Source organism: Streptomyces fulvorobeus (genome assembly GCF_013167895.1).
Classification (GTDB): domain Bacteria; phylum Actinomycetota; class Actinomycetes; order Streptomycetales; family Streptomycetaceae; genus Streptomyces; species Streptomyces fulvorobeus.
The window spans coordinates 775,468-793,128 of the sequence record NZ_BLWC01000001.1; the positions used below are offsets into that span (position 1 = coordinate 775,468).

At 73.9% G+C, this 17,661-nt stretch carries 12 protein-coding genes; 4 read left to right on the top strand and 8 right to left on the bottom strand.

The window, feature by feature from the left end; all coding sequences use genetic code 11:
* Positions 1-9: 9 nt before the first annotated feature.
* Complete coding sequence (locus Sfulv_RS03340) at positions 10-1,986, bottom strand: acetoacetate--CoA ligase (RefSeq protein WP_173311110.1); 1,977 nt, start codon at positions 1,984-1,986, stop codon at positions 10-12.
* Between the two features lie 216 nt (positions 1,987-2,202).
* Here Sfulv_RS03340 and Sfulv_RS03345 point away from each other — a divergent pair, with 216 nt between their 5' ends.
* Positions 2,203-4,530: a glycoside hydrolase family 31 protein gene (locus tag Sfulv_RS03345; RefSeq protein WP_173311112.1), complete on the top strand. Its 2,328-nt coding sequence runs from the start codon at positions 2,203-2,205 to the stop codon at positions 4,528-4,530.
* A gap of 4 nt (positions 4,531-4,534) precedes the next feature.
* Here the strand turns inward: Sfulv_RS03345 and Sfulv_RS03350 are convergent, their stop codons facing one another.
* Complete coding sequence (locus Sfulv_RS03350; protein WP_256668805.1) at positions 4,535-5,074, bottom strand: NUDIX domain-containing protein; 540 nt, start codon at positions 5,072-5,074, stop codon at positions 4,535-4,537.
* 58 nt (positions 5,075-5,132) lie between these two features.
* Between Sfulv_RS03350 and Sfulv_RS03355 the strand changes: the two genes are divergently transcribed.
* Together Sfulv_RS03355 and Sfulv_RS03360 are read left to right on the top strand one after the other, a co-directional pair.
* Complete coding sequence (locus Sfulv_RS03355) at positions 5,133-5,939, top strand: M15 family metallopeptidase (RefSeq protein ID WP_173311116.1); 807 nt, start codon at positions 5,133-5,135, stop codon at positions 5,937-5,939.
* 127 nt (positions 5,940-6,066) lie between these two features.
* A complete protein-coding gene (locus Sfulv_RS03360; protein WP_173311119.1) occupies positions 6,067-6,414 on the top strand; it encodes an Mpo1-like protein in 348 nt (115 codons plus the stop codon).
* A gap of 84 nt (positions 6,415-6,498) precedes the next feature.
* Here the strand turns inward: Sfulv_RS03360 and Sfulv_RS03365 are convergent, their stop codons facing one another.
* The 4 genes from Sfulv_RS03365 to Sfulv_RS03380 are packed head-to-tail and all read right to left on the bottom strand — an operon-like array spanning position 6,499 to position 10,800.
* Complete coding sequence (locus tag Sfulv_RS03365) at positions 6,499-7,104, bottom strand: GTP-binding protein (protein ID WP_173311122.1); 606 nt, start codon at positions 7,102-7,104, stop codon at positions 6,499-6,501.
* On the bottom strand, positions 7,085-7,522 hold the full coding sequence (locus Sfulv_RS03370) for a DUF742 domain-containing protein (protein ID WP_173311125.1): 438 nt from the start codon (positions 7,520-7,522) through the stop codon (positions 7,085-7,087). The genes Sfulv_RS03365 and Sfulv_RS03370 overlap by 20 nt, the downstream gene beginning before the upstream one ends.
* Positions 7,523-7,531: 9 nt before the next feature.
* The gene (locus tag Sfulv_RS03375; protein ID WP_173311128.1) at positions 7,532-7,975 is read right to left on the bottom strand and encodes a roadblock/LC7 domain-containing protein; all 444 of its coding nucleotides are present in this window, start codon (positions 7,973-7,975) and stop codon (positions 7,532-7,534) included.
* Positions 7,972-10,800, bottom strand: a complete 2,829-nt coding sequence (locus tag Sfulv_RS03380) for a sensor histidine kinase (protein ID WP_173317562.1) — start codon at positions 10,798-10,800, stop codon at positions 7,972-7,974. Before Sfulv_RS03380 ends, Sfulv_RS03375 begins: the two co-directional genes overlap by 4 nt.
* A gap of 480 nt (positions 10,801-11,280) precedes the next feature.
* Here Sfulv_RS03380 and Sfulv_RS03385 point away from each other — a divergent pair, with 480 nt between their 5' ends.
* Positions 11,281-11,721, top strand: coding sequence for a hypothetical protein (locus tag Sfulv_RS03385; protein ID WP_173311131.1), 441 nt, complete (start codon positions 11,281-11,283; stop codon positions 11,719-11,721).
* A 132-nt stretch (positions 11,722-11,853) separates the two neighbouring features.
* On the opposite strand, the gene Sfulv_RS03390 is transcribed toward Sfulv_RS03385, so the two are convergent.
* Positions 11,854-16,656, bottom strand: a complete 4,803-nt coding sequence (locus Sfulv_RS03390; RefSeq protein WP_173311134.1) for a hypothetical protein — start codon at positions 16,654-16,656, stop codon at positions 11,854-11,856.
* A 78-nt stretch (positions 16,657-16,734) separates the two neighbouring features.
* The gene (locus tag Sfulv_RS03395; protein ID WP_173311137.1) at positions 16,735-17,640 is read right to left on the bottom strand and encodes a hypothetical protein; all 906 of its coding nucleotides are present in this window, start codon (positions 17,638-17,640) and stop codon (positions 16,735-16,737) included.
* Positions 17,641-17,661: the final 21 nt, after the last annotated feature.

Genomic DNA, 17,661 nt, shown 5'->3' on the forward strand with positions numbered 1-17,661 from the left:
TGCGAGCGGTCAGCGGCGGGTGCGGGCCAGTTCCACGTAGAAGTGGAGGAGTCCGAGATTGTCCACGGAACCCGGGTTGACGGCCTTCGCCAGGGGGGTGCCCTGGAGGAGGCGCTTTACCGGAACCTCGATGCGCTTGCCGGTGAGGGTGTGCGGGATGCCGGGCACCTCGATGACCTCGTCGGGGACATGGCGTGGTGAGAGGTTCTCGCGGATGGTCCGCTTGATGGTGTCGCGGAGTGCGTCGTCCAGTGCGGCGCCCTCGGCGAGGTGGACGAAGAGCGGCATCCAGTAGCCGCCTTCGGGCTCCTCCAGGCCGATCACGAGGGATTCACGGATCTCCGGGAGGCGCTCGACCGCCTCGTAGATGTCGGCGGAACCCATCCGCACGCCCTGGCGGTTGAGGGTGGAGTCCGAGCGTCCGTGGATGACGACCGAGCCGTGGCCGGTCATGGTGATCCAGTCGCCGTGGCGCCAGACGCCGGGGTACATGTCGAAGTAACTGTCGTGGTAGCGGCTGCCGTCTGGGTCGTTCCAGAAGCGGATCGGCATGGAGGGCAGCGGGTTGGTGACGACGAGTTCGCCGACCTCGCCGACGACCGGCCGGCCCGCGGGGTCCCACGCCTGGAGGTCGGTGCCGAGGCAGGGGGCCTGGAGTTCGCCGATGTGTACGGGGAGGGTGGGGACCGCGCCCGCGAAGCAGCTGCAGACGTCCGTGCCGCCGCTGACCGAGGCGATCCAGAGGTCCTCCGCCACCTCGTCGTGGAGCCAGCGAAAGCCGTCGGGCGGCAGCGGGGAGCCGGTGGTGGCAACGCACTGGACGCGGGAGAGGTCGTGGTCGCGTCCGGGGTGGACGCCGGCCTTGCGGCAGGCCATGACGTACGCGGCCGAGGTGCCGAAGAGGGTCGCTCCGGTCTGTTCGGCGACCCGCCACTGGGCGCTGACGTCGGGGTGGCCGGGGCTGCCGTCGTACAGGACGACCGTGGTTCCGGTGAGCAGGCCGGAGACGAGGAAGTTCCACATCATCCAGCCGGTGGAGGTGTACCAGAAGAGGCGGTCGTCGGGGCCGAGGTCGCAGTGCAGGCCGATCTGCTTGAAGTGTTCGAGCAGGATGCCGCCCTGGGACTGGACGATCGCCTTGGGGAGGCCGGTGGTGCCGGAGGAGTACAGCACCCAGAGCGGGTGGTCGAAGGGCACCTGCTCGAATACCGGCTCGATGTCCGCGGCGGTGAGGACGGACCATTCGAGGGTGCCGTCGGGCGCGTCCGTGCCGAGCAGCGGGATGTGGACGACCGCGCGCAGGCTGGGGAGCTCGCGGCGCAGTTCCGCGACGGTGTCGGTACGGTCGTGCTCCTTGCCGCCGTAACGGTAGCCGTCAACGGTGAACAGGACGACGGGTTCGACCTGCTGGAAGCGGTCGAGGACGCTGCGCGCGCCGAAGTCCGGGGCGCAGGAGGTCCACACGGCGCCGACCGCGGCGCTGGCGAGGAAGGCGACGACGGCCTGGGGGATGTTGGGCAGGTATCCGCTGACGCGGTCGCCGGGTGTGACGCCGAGCGCGCGGAGTTCGGCGGCGAGGGAGCCGACCTGGCGGCGCAGGGCGGACCAGCCGACCGGCACCTGGGTGTGGGTCTCGTCGACGTGGAGCAGGGCGGGGGCGTCGGCGCGGAGGGGGTCCTCGGCGGTGCGCAGGGCGTGCTCGGCGTAGTTGAGGGTGGCGCCGGGGAACCACTGGGCGCCGGGCATGGAGCGGTCGCCGATGACGGTGTCGTACGGGGTGGAGAAGCGTACGTCGAACCAGTCGGCGACGGCCTGCCAGAAGGTGTCGAGTTCGTCGACCGACCAGCGGTGCAGTGCGGCGTAGCCGCCCTCGGCAGGTGCCCCGTACCGCCCGGCGGCCCAGTGCTGGAAGCGGGTGACGGCCGCCGCGGCGATGCGGTCGGCGTCGGGCTGCCACAGGGGGGCTTCGTCGGCGCGTGCGGTCATGGGTCGGCTCCCTGGCTGTACGGGTACGCGGGGTGTGCGTGTCGCGCGCAGGTGCTGGGGTGTGCGCGAGCGGCAGGTACGGACGATGCCATGTGATCGTCTTTCGCACCAGGGTCGCCCCGCCACGGTTGGCTGTCCTGTTATGTGGTCCGGCCACGGGTGAACGGAAGTTGAACGGCGTCTGTTTCGCCGTGGCCGGCTGGCAGGGTGGGCCGTATGGACGGTCATGACCTGGTGCGCTCGGTGAGAATGGTCGGTTCGGTACAGGGGTTGCGCACGGCGCGCACGGCCTGGCGGCACCGGCGGGCGGATGCGCGGGCCCTGCCGCCGCGCGGGGCGGAGCGGGCGCGGGTGCCGGGTCTGCTGGCGGGGGCGGAGCCGGGTCCCGGCGGGGGTGTCGTGCGGTTCGCCCGTTCGGAGCTGCGGATACGGGTCGCGGCGGGCGGCGCGGTGTTCTGGTCCTGGGACGGGGCGGCGGCGCTGCCGTCGTACGCCCTGCCCGGGTCCGAGCCGGAGGCCGACCCGCGTGCCGCTCTTGAGCCGGACAAGGACGGCGGCTGGCAGGTGGTCTCGGCGCGGCTGACGGTGGCGGTGTCGCGGCTCGGGGCGGTGGAGCTGCGTACGCCCGGCGGGCTGGTGCTGCGGCGGGTGTCGCCGCCGCGCTGGTGGGAGCCGGTGGCAGGTGGCGCGGCACGGTGGGTGCAGCGGTCCGAGGTGCCGGCCGACGCGCAGGTCTTCGGTCTCGGCGGGCGGGCGTCCGGCGCACGGCTGCGTGAGGGGACGTACCGGTTGTGGAACCCCGGGTCCGGTGACGAACCGCGGGGTCGCGCGATCCCCCTCCACCTGGTCGTGTCCGACGCGGGGACGCATCTGTTCTTCCACGACAACACGTGGGCGGGCCGGGTGTCCCTGGGCGAGGGCGAGGAGGGTGCGGGCTCCGGACACGACAGGCCGGGGACGTGCGAGGTGCGGATGGACGGCGGTCCCCTGCGGTGCTGGGTCGTCGCGGGGACTCCGGCGCGGGTGCTGCGGGGGTGGACGGCGTTGACCGGTGCGCCCGCGCTGCCGCCGTCGTGGGCGCTGGGTGTGCAGCATGACGGGCCAGGGCCCTGCGGTGGTGAGGCGGATGTGCGGCGGGTGGTCGCGGGGTACCGGGAGCGAGGGCTGCCGCTCTCCGCTCTGCACCTGGCCACCGGCCGGGACGGGGCCCCGCGGGTGTCCGTCGACCGGGAGCGGTTTCCCGATCTCCCCCGGTTGGCCCGGGAGTTGCGGGAGGACGGTGTCCGGCTGGTCGCGGCCGTCGGGCCCGCGGTGCCGGCGGCGCCGGGGGACGCCGTGTTCGAGGGCGGGGGACGGGTCGGGGCGGCCGGTGCGTACGTCCGGGACGCCGGTGGGCGGGTGGTGCGGGGGGCGGGGCGGCCGGGCGCGTGGGTCTGTCCGGACTTCACCGATCCGCTGGTACGGGAGTGGTGGGGCGCCCTGTACGGGGATCTGCTGGAGCAGGGGCTCGCCGGGGTGTGGCACGAACCGGGTGCGCCGGCGGGCGGTCGGGAGCCTGCGCTCCCCTTGTCGGCGCGGTACGCGCTGGAGGGGCGAGGGGGTGATCACCGCGAGGCGCACAACGTGTACGCCCTGGCCATGGCACGTGCCGGCTATGAGGGTCTGGAGCGGCTGCGGCCGGACGAGCGGCCGTTCCTGGTCTCGGATGCGGCGTGGGCGGGGGTGCAGCGGTACGGGGGTGTGCGGTCGGGTGCGGGGACGGCGGGCTGGCCGGGGCTGCGGGCCTCGCTCGCGCTGGTGTTAGGTCTGGGGCTGTCCGGGGTGCCGTACGCCGGGGTGGACATGGGCGGGGCGCGGGAGTCGGACGAGCTGTATGTGCGCCGGCTTCAGCTGGGGGCCTTCCTGCCGCTGTTCCGCGTGGGTGCCCCCCCGGGCCCGGGCGGGCGGGAGCCGTGGAAGGCCGGGCCGCGTGTCCTCGGGTACGCGAAGGCCGCGTTGGACGGGCGTGAGCGGCTGCGCCCGTACTTCGTGACGCTCGCTCATGTGGCGCGGCTGACGGGGGCGCCGTACGTGAGGCCGTTGTGGTGGGGTGCGTCCGGTGACCGGACGCTGCGGGACTGCGAGGACGCCTTCCTGCTGGGGGACGCACTGCTCGTGGCGCCGGTGCTGGATCGCGGGGCGGAGCGGCGGGTGGTGCGGCTGCCGCCGGGGTGCTGGTTCGACACGGCGACCGGGGAGGCGTACGAGGGACCGGGGCAGGTGACGGTGGACGCTTCGTTGTCGCGGATTCCGGTGCTGGCGCGGGCCGGTGCGGTGATTCCGGTGCGGGGTGCGGACGGTGGTCTCGAACTGGAGATATGGGCTCCGCCCCCGGGCCGCACGGGCGAAGGACTGGTGGTGCGGGACGCGGGCGACGGATGGACGCGCGCGGCGGTCGAGCGGTACACCTCGCGGATGGCGGGCGGGCGTGTGGTGGTCGAGCGGGACGGCGGGGACGAGGGGGCGGCTGTGCCTCCGGTGCGGGTGCGGGGGCTGCGGGGCTGAGCGGTCAGCCGTACCGGCCGGCGAACCAGGCGTGGGCGGCTCGGGTGTGCAGGGGGAAGGCCAGCTCCCGGGGGGCGCGCAGCACTTCGTGACCGCCGGTCTCGTCGGTCGGCACGGAGGGCGGGAGCGTGGCGGCGGGGCGCGGGGGCAGCAGGCCGAAGAGCAGCAGGTGGCCGTCGGGGCTGCTCATCGCGTCGGCGAGGCGGACCTCGTGCTCGGGGGCCTCGATGCCGGTCTCCTCGCGGAGCTCCCGTACGACCGCGTGGCGCCAGTCCTCCGTGTGGTCGACGAAGCCGCCGGGGAGCGCCGTCCCGCCCCTGCGCGGCGGGACGGTGCGGGTGATGACGACGAGTCCGCCGCCGTGCGCGTCGGTGACGGGGAGCAGGGCCACGGCGACGGGCAGGGGGTTGCGGTAGGCGGTGGCGCCGCATGCCGGGCAGGTCCGGGGCCAGGAGGAGGAGAGCGTCGCCGGGTACGGCGTACCGCAGCTGCCGCAGTGGGAGTACGGGGAGTGCGTCGTGGGCGGGTTCGTGGGTGCGGACACGGGCGGACTGTATCCGATCACTCTTTCGCGGGCCCGGCAGCTGATGGACGATGTGCCCATGACAGGAATTCGCACCGCTTTCCGCACTCTGGCGGCCACCGCCGCCACCCTGCTCGCCGTGACCGCCGCCGCCCCGGTGGCCGGGGCCTCACCCGAACCGAAGGCTCCGCGGGAGTTCGTCTCCCTGCGCTCGGTCGACCCGACGATCATCCAGGAGATGCGCTACACCACGGCGCACAACTTCCTGGGGGTGCCCGTCGACGGCTACCGGCAGCCGGTCTGCATCCTGACCCGGCCCGTCGCCGTCGCGCTGCGCGAGGCGCAGACGCGGCTGCTGCGCCAGGGCTACTCGCTCAAGGTGTACGACTGCTACCGGCCGCAGCGGGCGGTGGACCACTTCGTACGCTGGGCGAAGGACCTTGACGACCAGGCGATGAAGGACGAGTTCTACCCGCTGGTCGACAAGACGCGGCTGTTCGAGGACGGTTACATCGCGGAGAAGTCCGGTCACAGCAGGGGCAGCACGGTGGACCTGACGCTGGTGCGGCTGCCCGCCGCCCCCACCAGGCCGTATGTGCCGGGCGAGGCGCTGACCCCCTGCTTCGCGCCGCACTCCGAGCGCTTCCCCGACAACTCGGTTGACATGGGGACGAGTTACGACTGCTTCGACACCCTGTCGCACACCGACGACCCGCGCGTCCAGGGGGTCCAGCGCGCCAACCGCCAGCTGCTGAAGCGGACGCTCGCCGGTCTGGGCTTCGTGAATCTGGCCGAGGAGTGGTGGCACTTCACCTACAAGCCGGAGCTCTTCCCGGACACCTACTTCGACTTCACGGTGTCCAGGCGTTCCGTCGCGGGGCACTGAGGGCACTGAGTCCACCGACCGCGTGACGGACGGCCGGGACCACCCCCGTGGGCTCCGGCCGTCCGTACTCCTCTACGGACGCGGCCGGACCGTATCCGGTTGCCGTTCCAGCGATTACGGTGCCCGTATGTCTCAGCAGACGTTCGATTCGTACGAGGAGTTCTGGCCCTACTACGTGGCGATGCACTCCCGGGCCGCGACCCGGTGGGTGCATCTGACCGGCACGCTGACCGGCCTCACGATCGCCGCCTACGGGCTGGCGCGGGGGCGGCGGCGGTATGCGGCGGCGCTGCCGCTCATCGGGTACGGAACCGCCTGGCCCGCGCACTTCTTCATCGAGAAGAACAACCCGGCCTCGTTCGGGCACCCCGCGTGGTCGTTCCGCGGTGACGTGCGGATGATCCGGATGATGCTCGCGGGCCGCGACGGGGAGCTGGCCGAGACCGCTGCGAAGTGGCTCGCCCTGAACCGCTGACGCGGGGTGCTCGTGGCCCGCCCCCATGGCGCGCGGCCCGTACCCCGGCCGGCGGGGGTACGGGCCGCTGTCGCGCGCCGGGTGTCAGGTGGTCGCCGGTTCGCGGAGCCTGTCGGCGCGGGCCATCGCGTGCTCCACCACCGCGACCAGCACGTCCCGTACGGACGGACGGTCGCGGGCGTCGCACAGGAGCACCGGGACCTCGGGGTCGAGGTCCAGCGCGGCCTGCACCGTTTCCACCGGAAACCGGTCGGCGCCCTCGAAGCAGTTGACGGCGACGGCGAACGGGATCGCCCGGCGCTCGAAGTAGTCGACCGCCGCGAAGCAGTCCTCCAGCCGTCGGGTATCCGCGAGGACGACGGCGCCCAGGGCGCCCTGGGACAGCTCGTCCCACAGGAACCAGAAGCGGTCCTGGCCCGGGGTGCCGAACAGGTACAGCACCAGGTCCTCGCGGAGCGTGATGCGGCCGAAGTCCATCGCCACCGTGGTGGTGGTCTTGGCCTCGACGCCCTCCAGATCGTCCACCGGACGGCCTGCCTCGCTCAGCCTCTCCTCCGTACGCAGCGGCCGGATCTCGCTGACCGCTCCCACCAGGGTCGTCTTGCCCACGCCGAAGCCGCCCGCCACCAGAATTTTCAGGGTAACGGGCTCCACGGGCCGCCTCTTGCGGCTAGAGCGCCCGAAGGCCATTGATCACCTCGCGAAGAATGTTCACGTCCGGCAGCTCGGCCGGCGGAACGGGACGGGTCACGTGCACCAGCTCGTCCTCGACGAGATCACCGACCAGGACCCTGACCACCCCCACGGGGAGGTCGAGACCGGCCGCGAGCTCCGCGATCGACTGGGGCATGTCACTGCACAGTTCGACGATCTCCACGTGTTCGGGGGAGAGCGTCTGGTCCCGGCCGGGATCGTCGGCCGCCGGTTCGGGGATGACGATCGCGATCAGGTCGAGGCGGTGGCGGGAGGCGCTGCTGGTACGCCCCCGGGTCATCGCGTACGGACGGACCACCGGTCCCGCGTCGGCGTCGTACCAACGTGAGGACTGGGAGGAGGCGGAGGCGGCGGGAGTTCCGGAGACTGCGCCCCGGGAGGAGTCAGCGCTCATGCCATCCCCTCACCCTCCGGCGGGCAGACCGGTCGTCCGGGGGGCGTTCGCCAGATGGGCGCCCACGCGCTTGACCATCAGCGTCATCTCGTACGCCACCTGGCCGACGTCGGAGTCGGAGTCGGCCAGGACGGCGAGACAGCTGCCGTCGCCGGCCGCGGTGACGAAGAGGAACGCCTCGTCGAGCTCGACCACGGTCTGGCGCACCCTGCCCGCGTCGAAGTGGCGCCCCACGCCCTTGGCGAGGCTGTGGAAGCCGGAGGCGACCGCCGCCAGGTGCTCGCTGTCCTCACGGGTCAGGTCCCTGGACGTGCCGGTGGCAAGACCGTCGCTGGAGAGCACCAGCGCCTTGTGGATGCTGCCGACACGGTCGACGAGTTCGTCGAGGAGCCAGTTGAGTTCGCCGGAGCCGTGGCGGCTCCCGTTGGATGCTGCGGCGTTCGGTGCGGTCATGGACCGTCCCCTCCCGGAGTGGTTCCTGGTGCTGTCTCGCCGCGGCCGGCGGTGTCTTCGGGGCTCTCGGCGTTCTCACGCCGGCCACGCTGCCAGCCACGTTGTAGCGAAGCCATGCGATTGCGTACTTCTTCCGCGTCGCGTTCGAGATCGTCGGCGGCGTGCGCGGGGGCTCGGCCGGGAGTCCGGTGGGCGGATTCCTCCCGGAGCTGGGGGGCGAGGCTGGCCTGCCGGACGCGGCGGGGCAGACCTCCCACAGTCTCCCGTGCCGGTTCGGCCGCCGGGGCGGGGGCGGCCGGCCGATGCGTCGCCGCGGCAGTGGGCGGGAGGGCGTCGGGGTGGGTGCGGCCCTCCTCGTCCACCCGGCGGCCCCGGTCGGTGACCAGGGTCGGCGGCTTGCGGCGTGGGAGGGGGACGGGGCCCGCCGGGCGCATCGGGCGGACCTCGGCCCGGCGTCCGCCGGTCTGGTCGGCGGCCTGCTGGTGCTGCTCGCGGCCGGCGTCGCGGCGCACGTCCCGTGCGCGGAAGATGCCGCCGCGTTCGCTCTCGGTGTCCTCCAGGTCGCGGACTCCGTCGAGTACGGGCGCGAGGGCCGGGTCGAACTCGGGTTCGGCGCCCCGGCCGGGGCGCTGGGGGAAACCGAGTGCGTCGAGGGGGCCTTCGAGTTCCACGGGGCCGTCGAGGACGGAGGGGCCGACGAGTCCGGTGGGTATCGGGGACAGGACGGAGGGGCGCCCGGCCTCCCTCGTACGGTTCTCCCTCGCACCGGCTTCCTTCGTGCCGCTGTGCCCTGTGCCGCTGTCCTTCCCGCCGCTGTCGGACGGACCGTCCTGGTGGACCCTGCCGCCCCGCGCGTCGGCGCCCTGCCGCCCCGCGCCGATCGCCCGCTCGGCCCTGCGGTCGAGGCGGAATCCGGTGCCGTGGGTCTCCGGGGCGTCCGTCAGCAGTGCGGCCGGGATGAACACGACCGCGGTGGTCCCGCCGTACGGGGACCTCTGGAGGGAGACGCGTACGTTCTGCCGCTGGGCGAGCCGGCTGACCACGAAGAGGCCCAGCCGGTCGGTGTCGGAGAGCTCGAAGTCGGGGGTCTCGGCGAGCCGGAGGTTGGCGTCCAGGAGGATCTCGGGTGCCATGCCGAGGCCCCGGTCGTGGATCTCCAGCGTGAAGCCGTTCGCGACCCGCTCACCGTGCACCTGGACCGCTGTGTGCGGCGGCGAGAACACGGTGGCGTTCTCCAGGAGTTCGGCGATCAGGTGGGTGAGGTCGGCCACGGCGGGGCCGCCGACACCGATGCGCGGCAGCCGCCGCACCTCTATCCGCTCGTAGTCCTCCACCTCGGCGACCGCCGCGCGCACCACGTCCATCAGCTGGATCGGCTTGCGCCACTGGCGGGAGGGGGCGGCGCCGGAGAGGATCACGAGCCCCTCGGCGTGCCGCCGCATGCGGGTGGTGAGGTGGTCGAGGCGGAAGAGGTCGGCGAGTTCGTCGCTGTTCTCGGTGCGGCGCTCCATGGCGTCCAGAAGCGTCAGCTGGCGGTGCAGGAGGACCTGGTTGCGGCGGGCGAGGTTCACGAAGACCTCGGAGACGCCGCGGCGCATGTCCGCCTGCTTGACCGCGGCCTCGACGGCGGCACGCTGGAGGGTGTTGAGCGCCTGGCCGACCTGGCCGATCTCGTCGCGCTCGTACTGGAGGTGCGGGGCCTCGGTCTCGACGTCCACCTGCTCGCCCGCCGCGAGGCGGCGCATCACGCTCGGCAGCCGCACACCGGAGACCTCGTGGGCGTCCTTGCGGAGCCGGGAGAGGTCGCGGACGAGCTCGCGGCCGACGCGTACGGAGACGAAGACCGAGACGAGCAGTGCCAGGAAGCCGAGCACACCGGCGATTCCGGCCTGGATCAGCACCCGGTAGCCGGCGGGTTCGGCGCGGTCCTGGAAGCGGTTGGTCATCTCCGTGGCGTCGTTGGCGAGCCGGCTGAGCACCGGCTCGGCCACTTCCTGCCACCGCTCGGCGTCGACGCTGCCCGGCCGGTTGATGGGACCCGCGCCGATGAGCGCCTTCTCCGCGTCGCGCAGCGGTTCGGTGTCGGGGCTCCCCCAGTAGTGCTCCATGCGGCGGCGCTCGGACGCCGGCAGGAGTTCGAGGTTCACCTCGTACAGCACCTTGCGCCCCGCGATCAGATCGGATGCCGCGCGCAGCTCGCCCGCGTCGATCCGGCCCGCGATGAGTCCGGAGGCGATCAACGCGTCTTCGCGGGAGAGCATCTCGCGCGCGCGGGAGAGTCCGATCAGCGCTCTGACCTGCTTGTCCATGGAGACGTTCTCCATCGTGTGGAGGCCGTTCAGGAAGCGGTAGCAGGGGTCGACGAGCCGGTTGTAGAAGTCCAGGGCCCGGTCGCGGTCGATGGTGCGCCGCTCGACCGACAGCCGAAGGGCGTCCAGGCCGTCGACGGCGCCGAGGATCGAGTCGAGCCTGCTTTCGGCGTCCGGCCGCAGGGCGTCGCGGACGTCCTTCTGCCGCGCGTTCTCCCTGACGCCCGCCACGACCCGGTCGGTGGCGGCGCGTTGGCGCAGCAGGAGGGGCAGGGCGTCGGAGGCCCGGGGGTCGGCGAGGAAGACCATCGTCTGGCGCCGCTCGCTCTGGACCGCACGGACGGTGTCCTCCAGGGGACGGCCGACCTTCTCCATGATCGAACCGGCGCCCATGAGCTCGCCGGCCTCGCGGCCCGTGATGTACGTGGCGAAGACCCAGAGGCCCGTGAGGGAGACGAGCGGCACCATGAGCAACGCCACGATCTTCCTGCGGATGGACTTCCCGCGAAAGCGCATGGCCTCCCCCAGCTCGGCCCCGCCGCGCGGGGTGGTGTACGTCGGTGGCTCGCCGTCCTGCTGACTGAACCGGTCGGCGTTCCGTCGGGTTCCGTCGAGTTCCGTCAACAAACGGCGCGAGCCTACTACTGACACCCGGACAACTCGAAGGCATGTCCGGACGAATTTCGGCCGACCTCCTACGACTTGTTCAGGAGTTGTCCTGGTATTCCCGGAGATGGAATTCTCGCAAGCGACAGCTGAAGCGAGGAGAACCGGCATCGTCGCGACGCGGGCAGTTGGCTGGAATCATTCGCTCGACGGCGTGAGGGGCCCGACAGGCCGCGTCCGGGGGAATCTTCGCGCCCGGGCATTCGTCCATCTGTACGGGGCAGGGAGCTACAAGGGTGCTACGGCAGGGCGGCAGGCTCCGCCCGCGTAGAACGGCAGTGATGCGGGCAGCCACCCTGAAGTCGGACAGCGCTGGGGAGTTGAAGGTTCTTGGACACGGAAGAGCGTCGGAGCGGGCAGGGACCGGAGCGGTCGGCGCGCACTCCGCGGCAGCTCTGGGTGGAGGAGCCCGCGGAACGGCGGAGGATGCCGGACCCGGTGCGGACGGCTGCTGTGCGCGCCGTGCTCATCACGTCACTGACCCTCATACAGGCGATGGTGGCGTTCCTGAGCACCCTGGCGGGCTCGTGGCTCGCCTTCCCGATGACGCTGAGCGGTGTGGGCAGCACGGTGGTCGCGACGTGGGCGGTGCTGGACGTGTGGATCACACGGCAGGTGTGGAATCAGCGCAACGGCGTGGTCTCCGTGCCGAGCAGCACCGCGCGGCGTATGCGGCGTGAGCGGCGCCGGGCCCGGCGGACGGCGAGGAGCGCGGCACGGCAGGACACCCGGATACGCGGCCGGGACACGGGCGGCCTGTCGCGGGCCTGACGGCCGTCCGTGCCCGGGTCGCTTCCGTGCCCGGCTCACCCCCCGTGCCGCGGCCGCCTCCCGTGCCCGGCCTACCACCCGCGCCCGGGTCCGCTCCGTGGCCCGGCTTCCGGTCCACGGAGGGCTCACGGGCTAGGCCGGGTCCTGGGGAGCGCTCTTCGGAGCCGCCTCCCGGGCCTGGGCCGCTTCCTCGGCGGCCTGCGGGGTGCGCTTGAACATCCGGGTCGCGGTGATCTCCCCGTGGACCGTCTCCACGTCCGGGTCCTGCTGCGGCAGTCCGGGCCGCAGGTGTTCCTCCACGCTGATGTACTTCAGCCCGGCCCGCAGATCGGCGTCGTTACGCAACCGGATGACCAGCGGGAACTCGGCGAGCGCCGTGGTGTCGAAGAGACCGGTGGTGTAGAGCAGCTGCACCCCCAGTGCGTCCGACACCGCCCGCTGGAGCTCCAGCAGGTAGGTGGCGTTGGCGCGGCCGATGGGATTGTCCAGGAACAGGGTGCCGGCGTGCCGGTGGCGGTCCCGGCCCCGGTCGTTGCTGCGGAGCGCGGCCATCGTGCAGTACAGGGCGATCGCCGCGGTGAGCAGCTGGCCTCCGGAGAAGACGTCGCCCATCTGTCCGACCGGGACCCGTTCGGCACGCAGCACGGCGTCCGGCTTGAGGATCTCCACGGCGATGCCCTTGGGTTCGAGCGCTGCCCGCACACCGCGCAGCAGCAGGGACATGCCGTCCCTGCGCAGATCGGAGTTCTTCTTGAGGGCGGCGTGCGTGGCCTCGTCGACGACCTCGCCGAGGCGTTCGGTCAGGGTGGCCTGGTCGGGTTCGTCGAAGCGGATGCGCAGGAACTCCTGGCCGGACCACTCCCCCAGACCTCCGGGGAGCTGGGAGAGGCGCTGCGCGGAGCGGAGGGTGGCGAGTGCGGACTCCACGAGTCCACGCAGCCGGTCGACGATCGAGTCCCGGTTGCGCTCCAGCTGGGCCATCTCGTCGGTGAGGACCCGCAGCCGGGGCGCGAAGGCGGCGGCCCACTTCTCCGCGTGCTCGGGCAGCGCGGAGGCGGGGAGTTCCCTGATCTGCTGGCGTGCCGGGGTGCGGACCTGCTCGTACCGGGTGGAGTTGGCATGCCGTACGAGCACGTCGCTCGCCTCGCGTACGGCGGTTTCGGCGGCCGACAGGTCGGCGGCGCAGCCGCGCAGGGAGCGGCGGGCCTCGGCGGCGGACTGCCGGGCCTCATCGAGGGTGCCGGGGTACGGCTCGGGGCCTTCGGTGTCCTCGTCCGCGGTGTGGTCCCTGAGCAGGTCCCGCAGGAGGGCCGCCGTCTCCTCGAAGCCGCCTGCCGAGTCCTCCGCGGTGCGGTGCGCGCGGAGCAGTTCGGTGTGGGCGGCCCGGGCGGTGTCCAGGGCGTCGGTGGCGGACGCCAGTTCGGCCGTGGCCGTGCGGAGCAGGCTCTGGGCCTGTCCGGCGTCGGCCGGTGCCAGCTCGTCCGGCAGTTCGGTGTGGTGGGGCTCCTCGTCGGCGGGTGCGAGCCGCTCGGCCTCGCCCCGTAGCCGGCCGAGCTGCTCGCTGGCGGCGGACGCCCTGGTCTCCAGAAGCTGGACCAGGGACTCGGCGCGGGAGGCGGCGGCCTGCCGGGACGGGCCGTCGGCGCCGTCGGTTCCTTCGAGGAGCTGGGCGGCGCGGGTCCTGACCTTGTTGGTGAGGCGGTCGAGCTCGGCGAGCGCGGCGCTCTCGTCGCTCTCGGCGCGGGCCTGTTCGGCGCGCAGGTCGGCGCCGACGCCGACCTTCTCGTACAACTGGGAGGCCGCGCGGTACGCCTCGCGCAGAGCGGGCAGCGAGGGGCGGGCGGCCCCGTCCTCCGCCGCCGGGAGCTGCTCCGGCGCACCGGCGATCTCGGCCCGCTCGGCGCGCAGCGCGCGGGCGGTCCGCCGGGCGTCGTCTCCGGCGCGCTGGGCGGCCCGGCGGTCCTCGTCGGCCGCGCGCGCACGGTCGAGGCAGGTGGTGGCCCGGGCCTCGCACTCCGCGGCCTCCTCGACGAGTTCGCGCAGCCGGCTCTGCCAGCGGGAGCGTTCGCGCAGCCGGTGGGCGAGGCCGGCGAGGGCGTCGGCCGCCCGGCGGGCGCGCTGGGCGGCCTCCTGGCGCTCCTCACGGACGCGGGCGGTGTCGGCGGCGGCTTCGTCGGCCTCGGCGCGTACGGCCCGGGCCTCCGCGAGGACGGCCTGGGAGGTTTCGGCGGCCGTGCGGGCCGTGCGGGCCGCCTCGGCCAGTTCGGTGAGCCTGCCGGGCGGGCAGTCGGAGCGCCAGGAGCCGATGCGGGCGGCGAGGGAGCGGTCGGCGGTGAGCCGGGCCGCCAGGGTCCGGATGTCCTCGTCGCGGGCGGCGGCGCGCTGCCTGAGCGCCTGCCGCTCCTCGTCGGCCGCTTGCTCGTCGTGCATCGCCGGGTTCGGCGGGACGAGGAAGACCCCGTCCGCCGCGCCGCCCGTGCCGGGGGCGGGGACGGGAGCGAGGAGCGCGGCCGCCGTGCCGACGGCGACCGCCGAGCGGGGCAGCAGGGCCGCCGCGCCCAGCACCTCGCGGGCACGGGCGTGCGACACGGGGTCGGTGATCACGACGCCGTCGACCAGTTCGGGGCGGGCCGCGAGGACCGAGGCGTGGTCGGCGGGGTCGACGGCCTGGGCGAGGTAGCGCCAGCCGGGGAGGGCGGGGATGCCGTGTTCGCCGAGGTACTCCACGGTGGCCAGGACGTCGGGGCCCGGCGGCAGCAGTCCTCCGTCGCCGAGCGCGCCGAGGATCCGCGCGTCGTCGGCGGCTGCCGTGCGCAGCTCGAAGAGCCTGCGCTCGGCGGCGGTGACGCCCTGCTCCAGCAGCTCGCGCAGTTCGTCGGCGCTGCCGTCGAACTCCTCGGCGCCCAGGGTGTGCCCGGTGGTGACCGGTTCGGTGACGGTGGCCTGACCGCCGGTGCCCGGCCCGGCGGGGCGGGCGGTCTCCCCGGGACCCGGCCGGCCGTCCCGCGTACCGCCGCCGTGCGGCTCGTCCGGGCCGGTCGCCTCGCCGCCCGTTCCCTGGCGGGGCCTGGGAACGCCCGTGGGCCGGGCCGAGGGCAGGCCGAGGAGGTCGGCGATGCGGTGGTGGGCGGCGATCGACTCGGCGGCCCCGCGCTCCGCCTCGTACGACTGCTCGGCGGCCTGCGCCGCGTCGGAGGCCCGGGCGGCGGCGAGTTCGGCACGGCTCTCGGCCGCCGCGGCTTCCCTCGCCCGGTCGGCTGCCTCCCCGGCCGCCTCCCTGGCGGTGTCCCAGGCGGCGACGGCCGCCTGCTCGGACTCGCTCGCGGCGAGGGCTGCGCGGGCCGGGTCCGCGTCGGGCGCGGTGTCGTCGAGCCAGCCCGCCCGTACCGCTTCGGCCGTCTCCTGCTCCACCTCCGCCAGGCGCTGGCGCAGGTGGCCCGCCTCGCTGCGGGCCCGCTGCGCCTCGGTGGCGGCGGTCGTGGCGTCGCGGTGCGCCCGCTCACCCGTCTCCTGGAGGACGGCGGAGCGCTCCTCCTCCTCGTTGGCCACGCGCTCCCCCGCATCGGCGGCGGTGTGCAGGGCGCGTACGAGGTCGGCTGCGGCGGTGGCGCGCGCGGCGAGGGCCGGGGCGGCGTCGCGCTCGGCCTCGCGGATGGCGACGGCGACGCGGGCGGAGCGGTCGGCCGCGGCACGGTGGCGCAGCACCGCTTCGGCGGCCTGCCAGGCGGAGTGCAGCGTCCGCGCCTCGGCCAGCTCGCGGCGCTGGGCGGCCGCGCCCTTCTCGGCGGCGGCGAGGGCCAGCGAGGCGTGCCGGTAGGCCAGTTCGGCGGCGATCAGGGAGCGGCCGCCGCGGGCCTTCTCGGCCTCGGTGACGGTGTGGGCGGCCGCGGTGACCTGCTGGGCGAGCTCTGCCGTGCGGGCGCGTTCGACGGTGGCGCGGGCGGAGAGCCTGCCGGCGAGGGTGCGGGTGCGGCGCTCGGCGCCGGCGTGGACGTCCCGGCTGCGGGCGCGGGTGTCGGCCGCGTCGACGATCCGGCCGAGCAGGTCGACGGAGCCCGCGGTGAAGTCGCGTTCGGCGGTGAGCTCGGCGCGGCGGCCCAGCTTGTTGCCGAAGCCGCTGACCAGGTCGGCGAGACCGTCGGTGTCACGGGTGTCGGTGACGGCGCGGAGCAGCAGGTCGGTGAAGTCGGAGTCCTTCTTCACGGCGAAGAGGCCGGCGGCCTCGCCCTCGTCGGCGTTCATCTCGCGCTGGTAGCGGAAGAGTTCGGGGTCGAGTCCGAGGTCACCGAGGTGCTCGATCCACCGGTCGTGGATCTCCTCCCAGTGCACGTCGAGGTGCTGGTAGAACTTGCCGGCGTCCGTGAGGGCGTCCCGGAAGCCCTTCATGGTGCGGCGCCTGCCCCGGGCGCCGGACACGCCTTCGGCGGGGCGGCCGACCGCGGTGGCCTCGGCGACCGGCAGCGAGTCGAGGCTGAGACCGGGCCCGGGCCGGAAGGAGTACCACGCCTCGGCGAACTTGCGGGGGTCGCTGGAGACCTGGCGCCCGCGCCACTCGCTGACCTTGCCGACGACGACGCACTCGCCGGTCAGCGTGTGCTGCCATTCCAGCGCCACATGACCGCAGTCGTCGGCGAGCAGGAACTTGCGCAGGACACCGGAGCTGGCGCCGCCCAGGGTGTTGCGGTGGCCGGGCAGCATCACGGAGAAGATCAGCTTGAGCAGGACGGACTTGCCGCCGCCGTTCTCCAGGAAGAGCACACCGGCGGGTGCGGGGCGGCGCGGCGGGCCGACCGGCTCGTCCTCGAAGAACTCCGCCTGGGCCGGGGCGGGATCGGGTACGGGCTCACCGACTCCGCGCAGGTCGAGCACGGTGTCGGCGTAGCGCGCGCCGGCGGGCCCGATGGAGTAGAGGCGGACCCGGGACAACTCGTACATGGCGGCGGACTCTCGTCGTTCAGGCAGCGGGAGGGTTACGTCGGGGGCGGGCCCGTGGAAGGCGGGCCCCGCGAGCGGTCAGGCGTGGAAGGGCAGGCCCTGGTCGGCGGCGAGCTCGGGGCTGTCGGCGTCCGGTGGGGGCAGCAGTGTGGCCGTGCCGTCCGAGACCGGCACCACTCCGAGCTCCAGCAGTTCGGCCATGGCGGCGCTGCCCGCCAGGTCGCGGACCTGGAGCTGGTAGCGGGCGGTGGTGCGGTACGCGCCTCCGGCGTCGTCGCCGGTGCGCTGGAGGAAGCCGGAGTCGGTGAGGAAGGCGACGGCCTTGCCGATGATGCCGGTGGTGGAGCCGGCCAGCCGCCGGGCGTCCTTGGTCGCTCCGGTGGCGCTGCGCCGGGCGTAGACCCGCCACCCCGCTTCGAGGCCGGGGGCGTCGGTGGCCGGGTCGGTGTTGTCGCCGTGCTCCTCGGCCCGCTCCTCCAGCCGGTGGCACGCCTGGCGTACGAAGGCGTCGACGCCGTTGACCGTGATGCGGCCGATGTACCCGTTGTCGGCTAGGTCCTCGGGGCGGGGGAAGGCCATGGCGGCGACGGCGAGGTGGGCGAGGCCGTGCAGGAAGCGGTCGGCGGAGTCGGCGGAGGCGCGTCGTGCGTAGTCGCCCATGCGGACGGCGAAGACCGAGTCCTCGCCCGCGGTGACGGCCATCCCGGCGCGGGGGGAGACCTCCATGACGATCAGCCCCAGCCCGGTGGCCACGGCGTCGGCGAGGCGGGCGAAGGCGGGCTCCTCGCGGTAGCGGCGGAGCAGTTCGGCGTACTCGGCGTCACGGGCGGGCAGCAGCTTGGGCTGGAGTCCGAAGGAGACGAGGCGCGCGGCGTCGGCGGCATCGGCCGGGGTGACGGGCGCGGCGGCGCTCGCCTCGGGCGCCGGGACCTGGCCCGCCGTCTCGCTCCACGCGTCGGCGTGCTCGGCGTGGTACTCGCTCACGATCGGGGCTCCTCGGTGCGG

Coding starts and splice junctions, on each gene's coding strand:
- Sfulv_RS03360 (WP_173311119.1), top strand. CDS start 6,067: ATGTCTCAGCAGACGTTCGATTCGTACGAGGAGTTCTGGCCCTACTAC.
- Sfulv_RS03375 (WP_173311128.1), bottom strand. CDS start 7,975: ATGACCGCACCGAACGCCGCAGCATCCAACGGGAGCCGCCACGGCTCC.
- Sfulv_RS03365 (WP_173311122.1), bottom strand. CDS start 7,104: ATGGCCTTCGGGCGCTCTAGCCGCAAGAGGCGGCCCGTGGAGCCCGTT.
- Sfulv_RS03390 (WP_173311134.1), bottom strand. CDS start 16,656: ATGTACGAGTTGTCCCGGGTCCGCCTCTACTCCATCGGGCCCGCCGGC.
- Sfulv_RS03355 (WP_173311116.1), top strand. CDS start 5,133: ATGACAGGAATTCGCACCGCTTTCCGCACTCTGGCGGCCACCGCCGCC.
- Sfulv_RS03345 (WP_173311112.1), top strand. CDS start 2,203: ATGGACGGTCATGACCTGGTGCGCTCGGTGAGAATGGTCGGTTCGGTA.
- Sfulv_RS03380 (WP_173317562.1), bottom strand. CDS start 10,800: ATGCGCTTTCGCGGGAAGTCCATCCGCAGGAAGATCGTGGCGTTGCTC.
- Sfulv_RS03340 (WP_173311110.1), bottom strand. CDS start 1,986: ATGACCGCACGCGCCGACGAAGCCCCCCTGTGGCAGCCCGACGCCGAC.
- Sfulv_RS03370 (WP_173311125.1), bottom strand. CDS start 7,522: ATGAGCGCTGACTCCTCCCGGGGCGCAGTCTCCGGAACTCCCGCCGCC.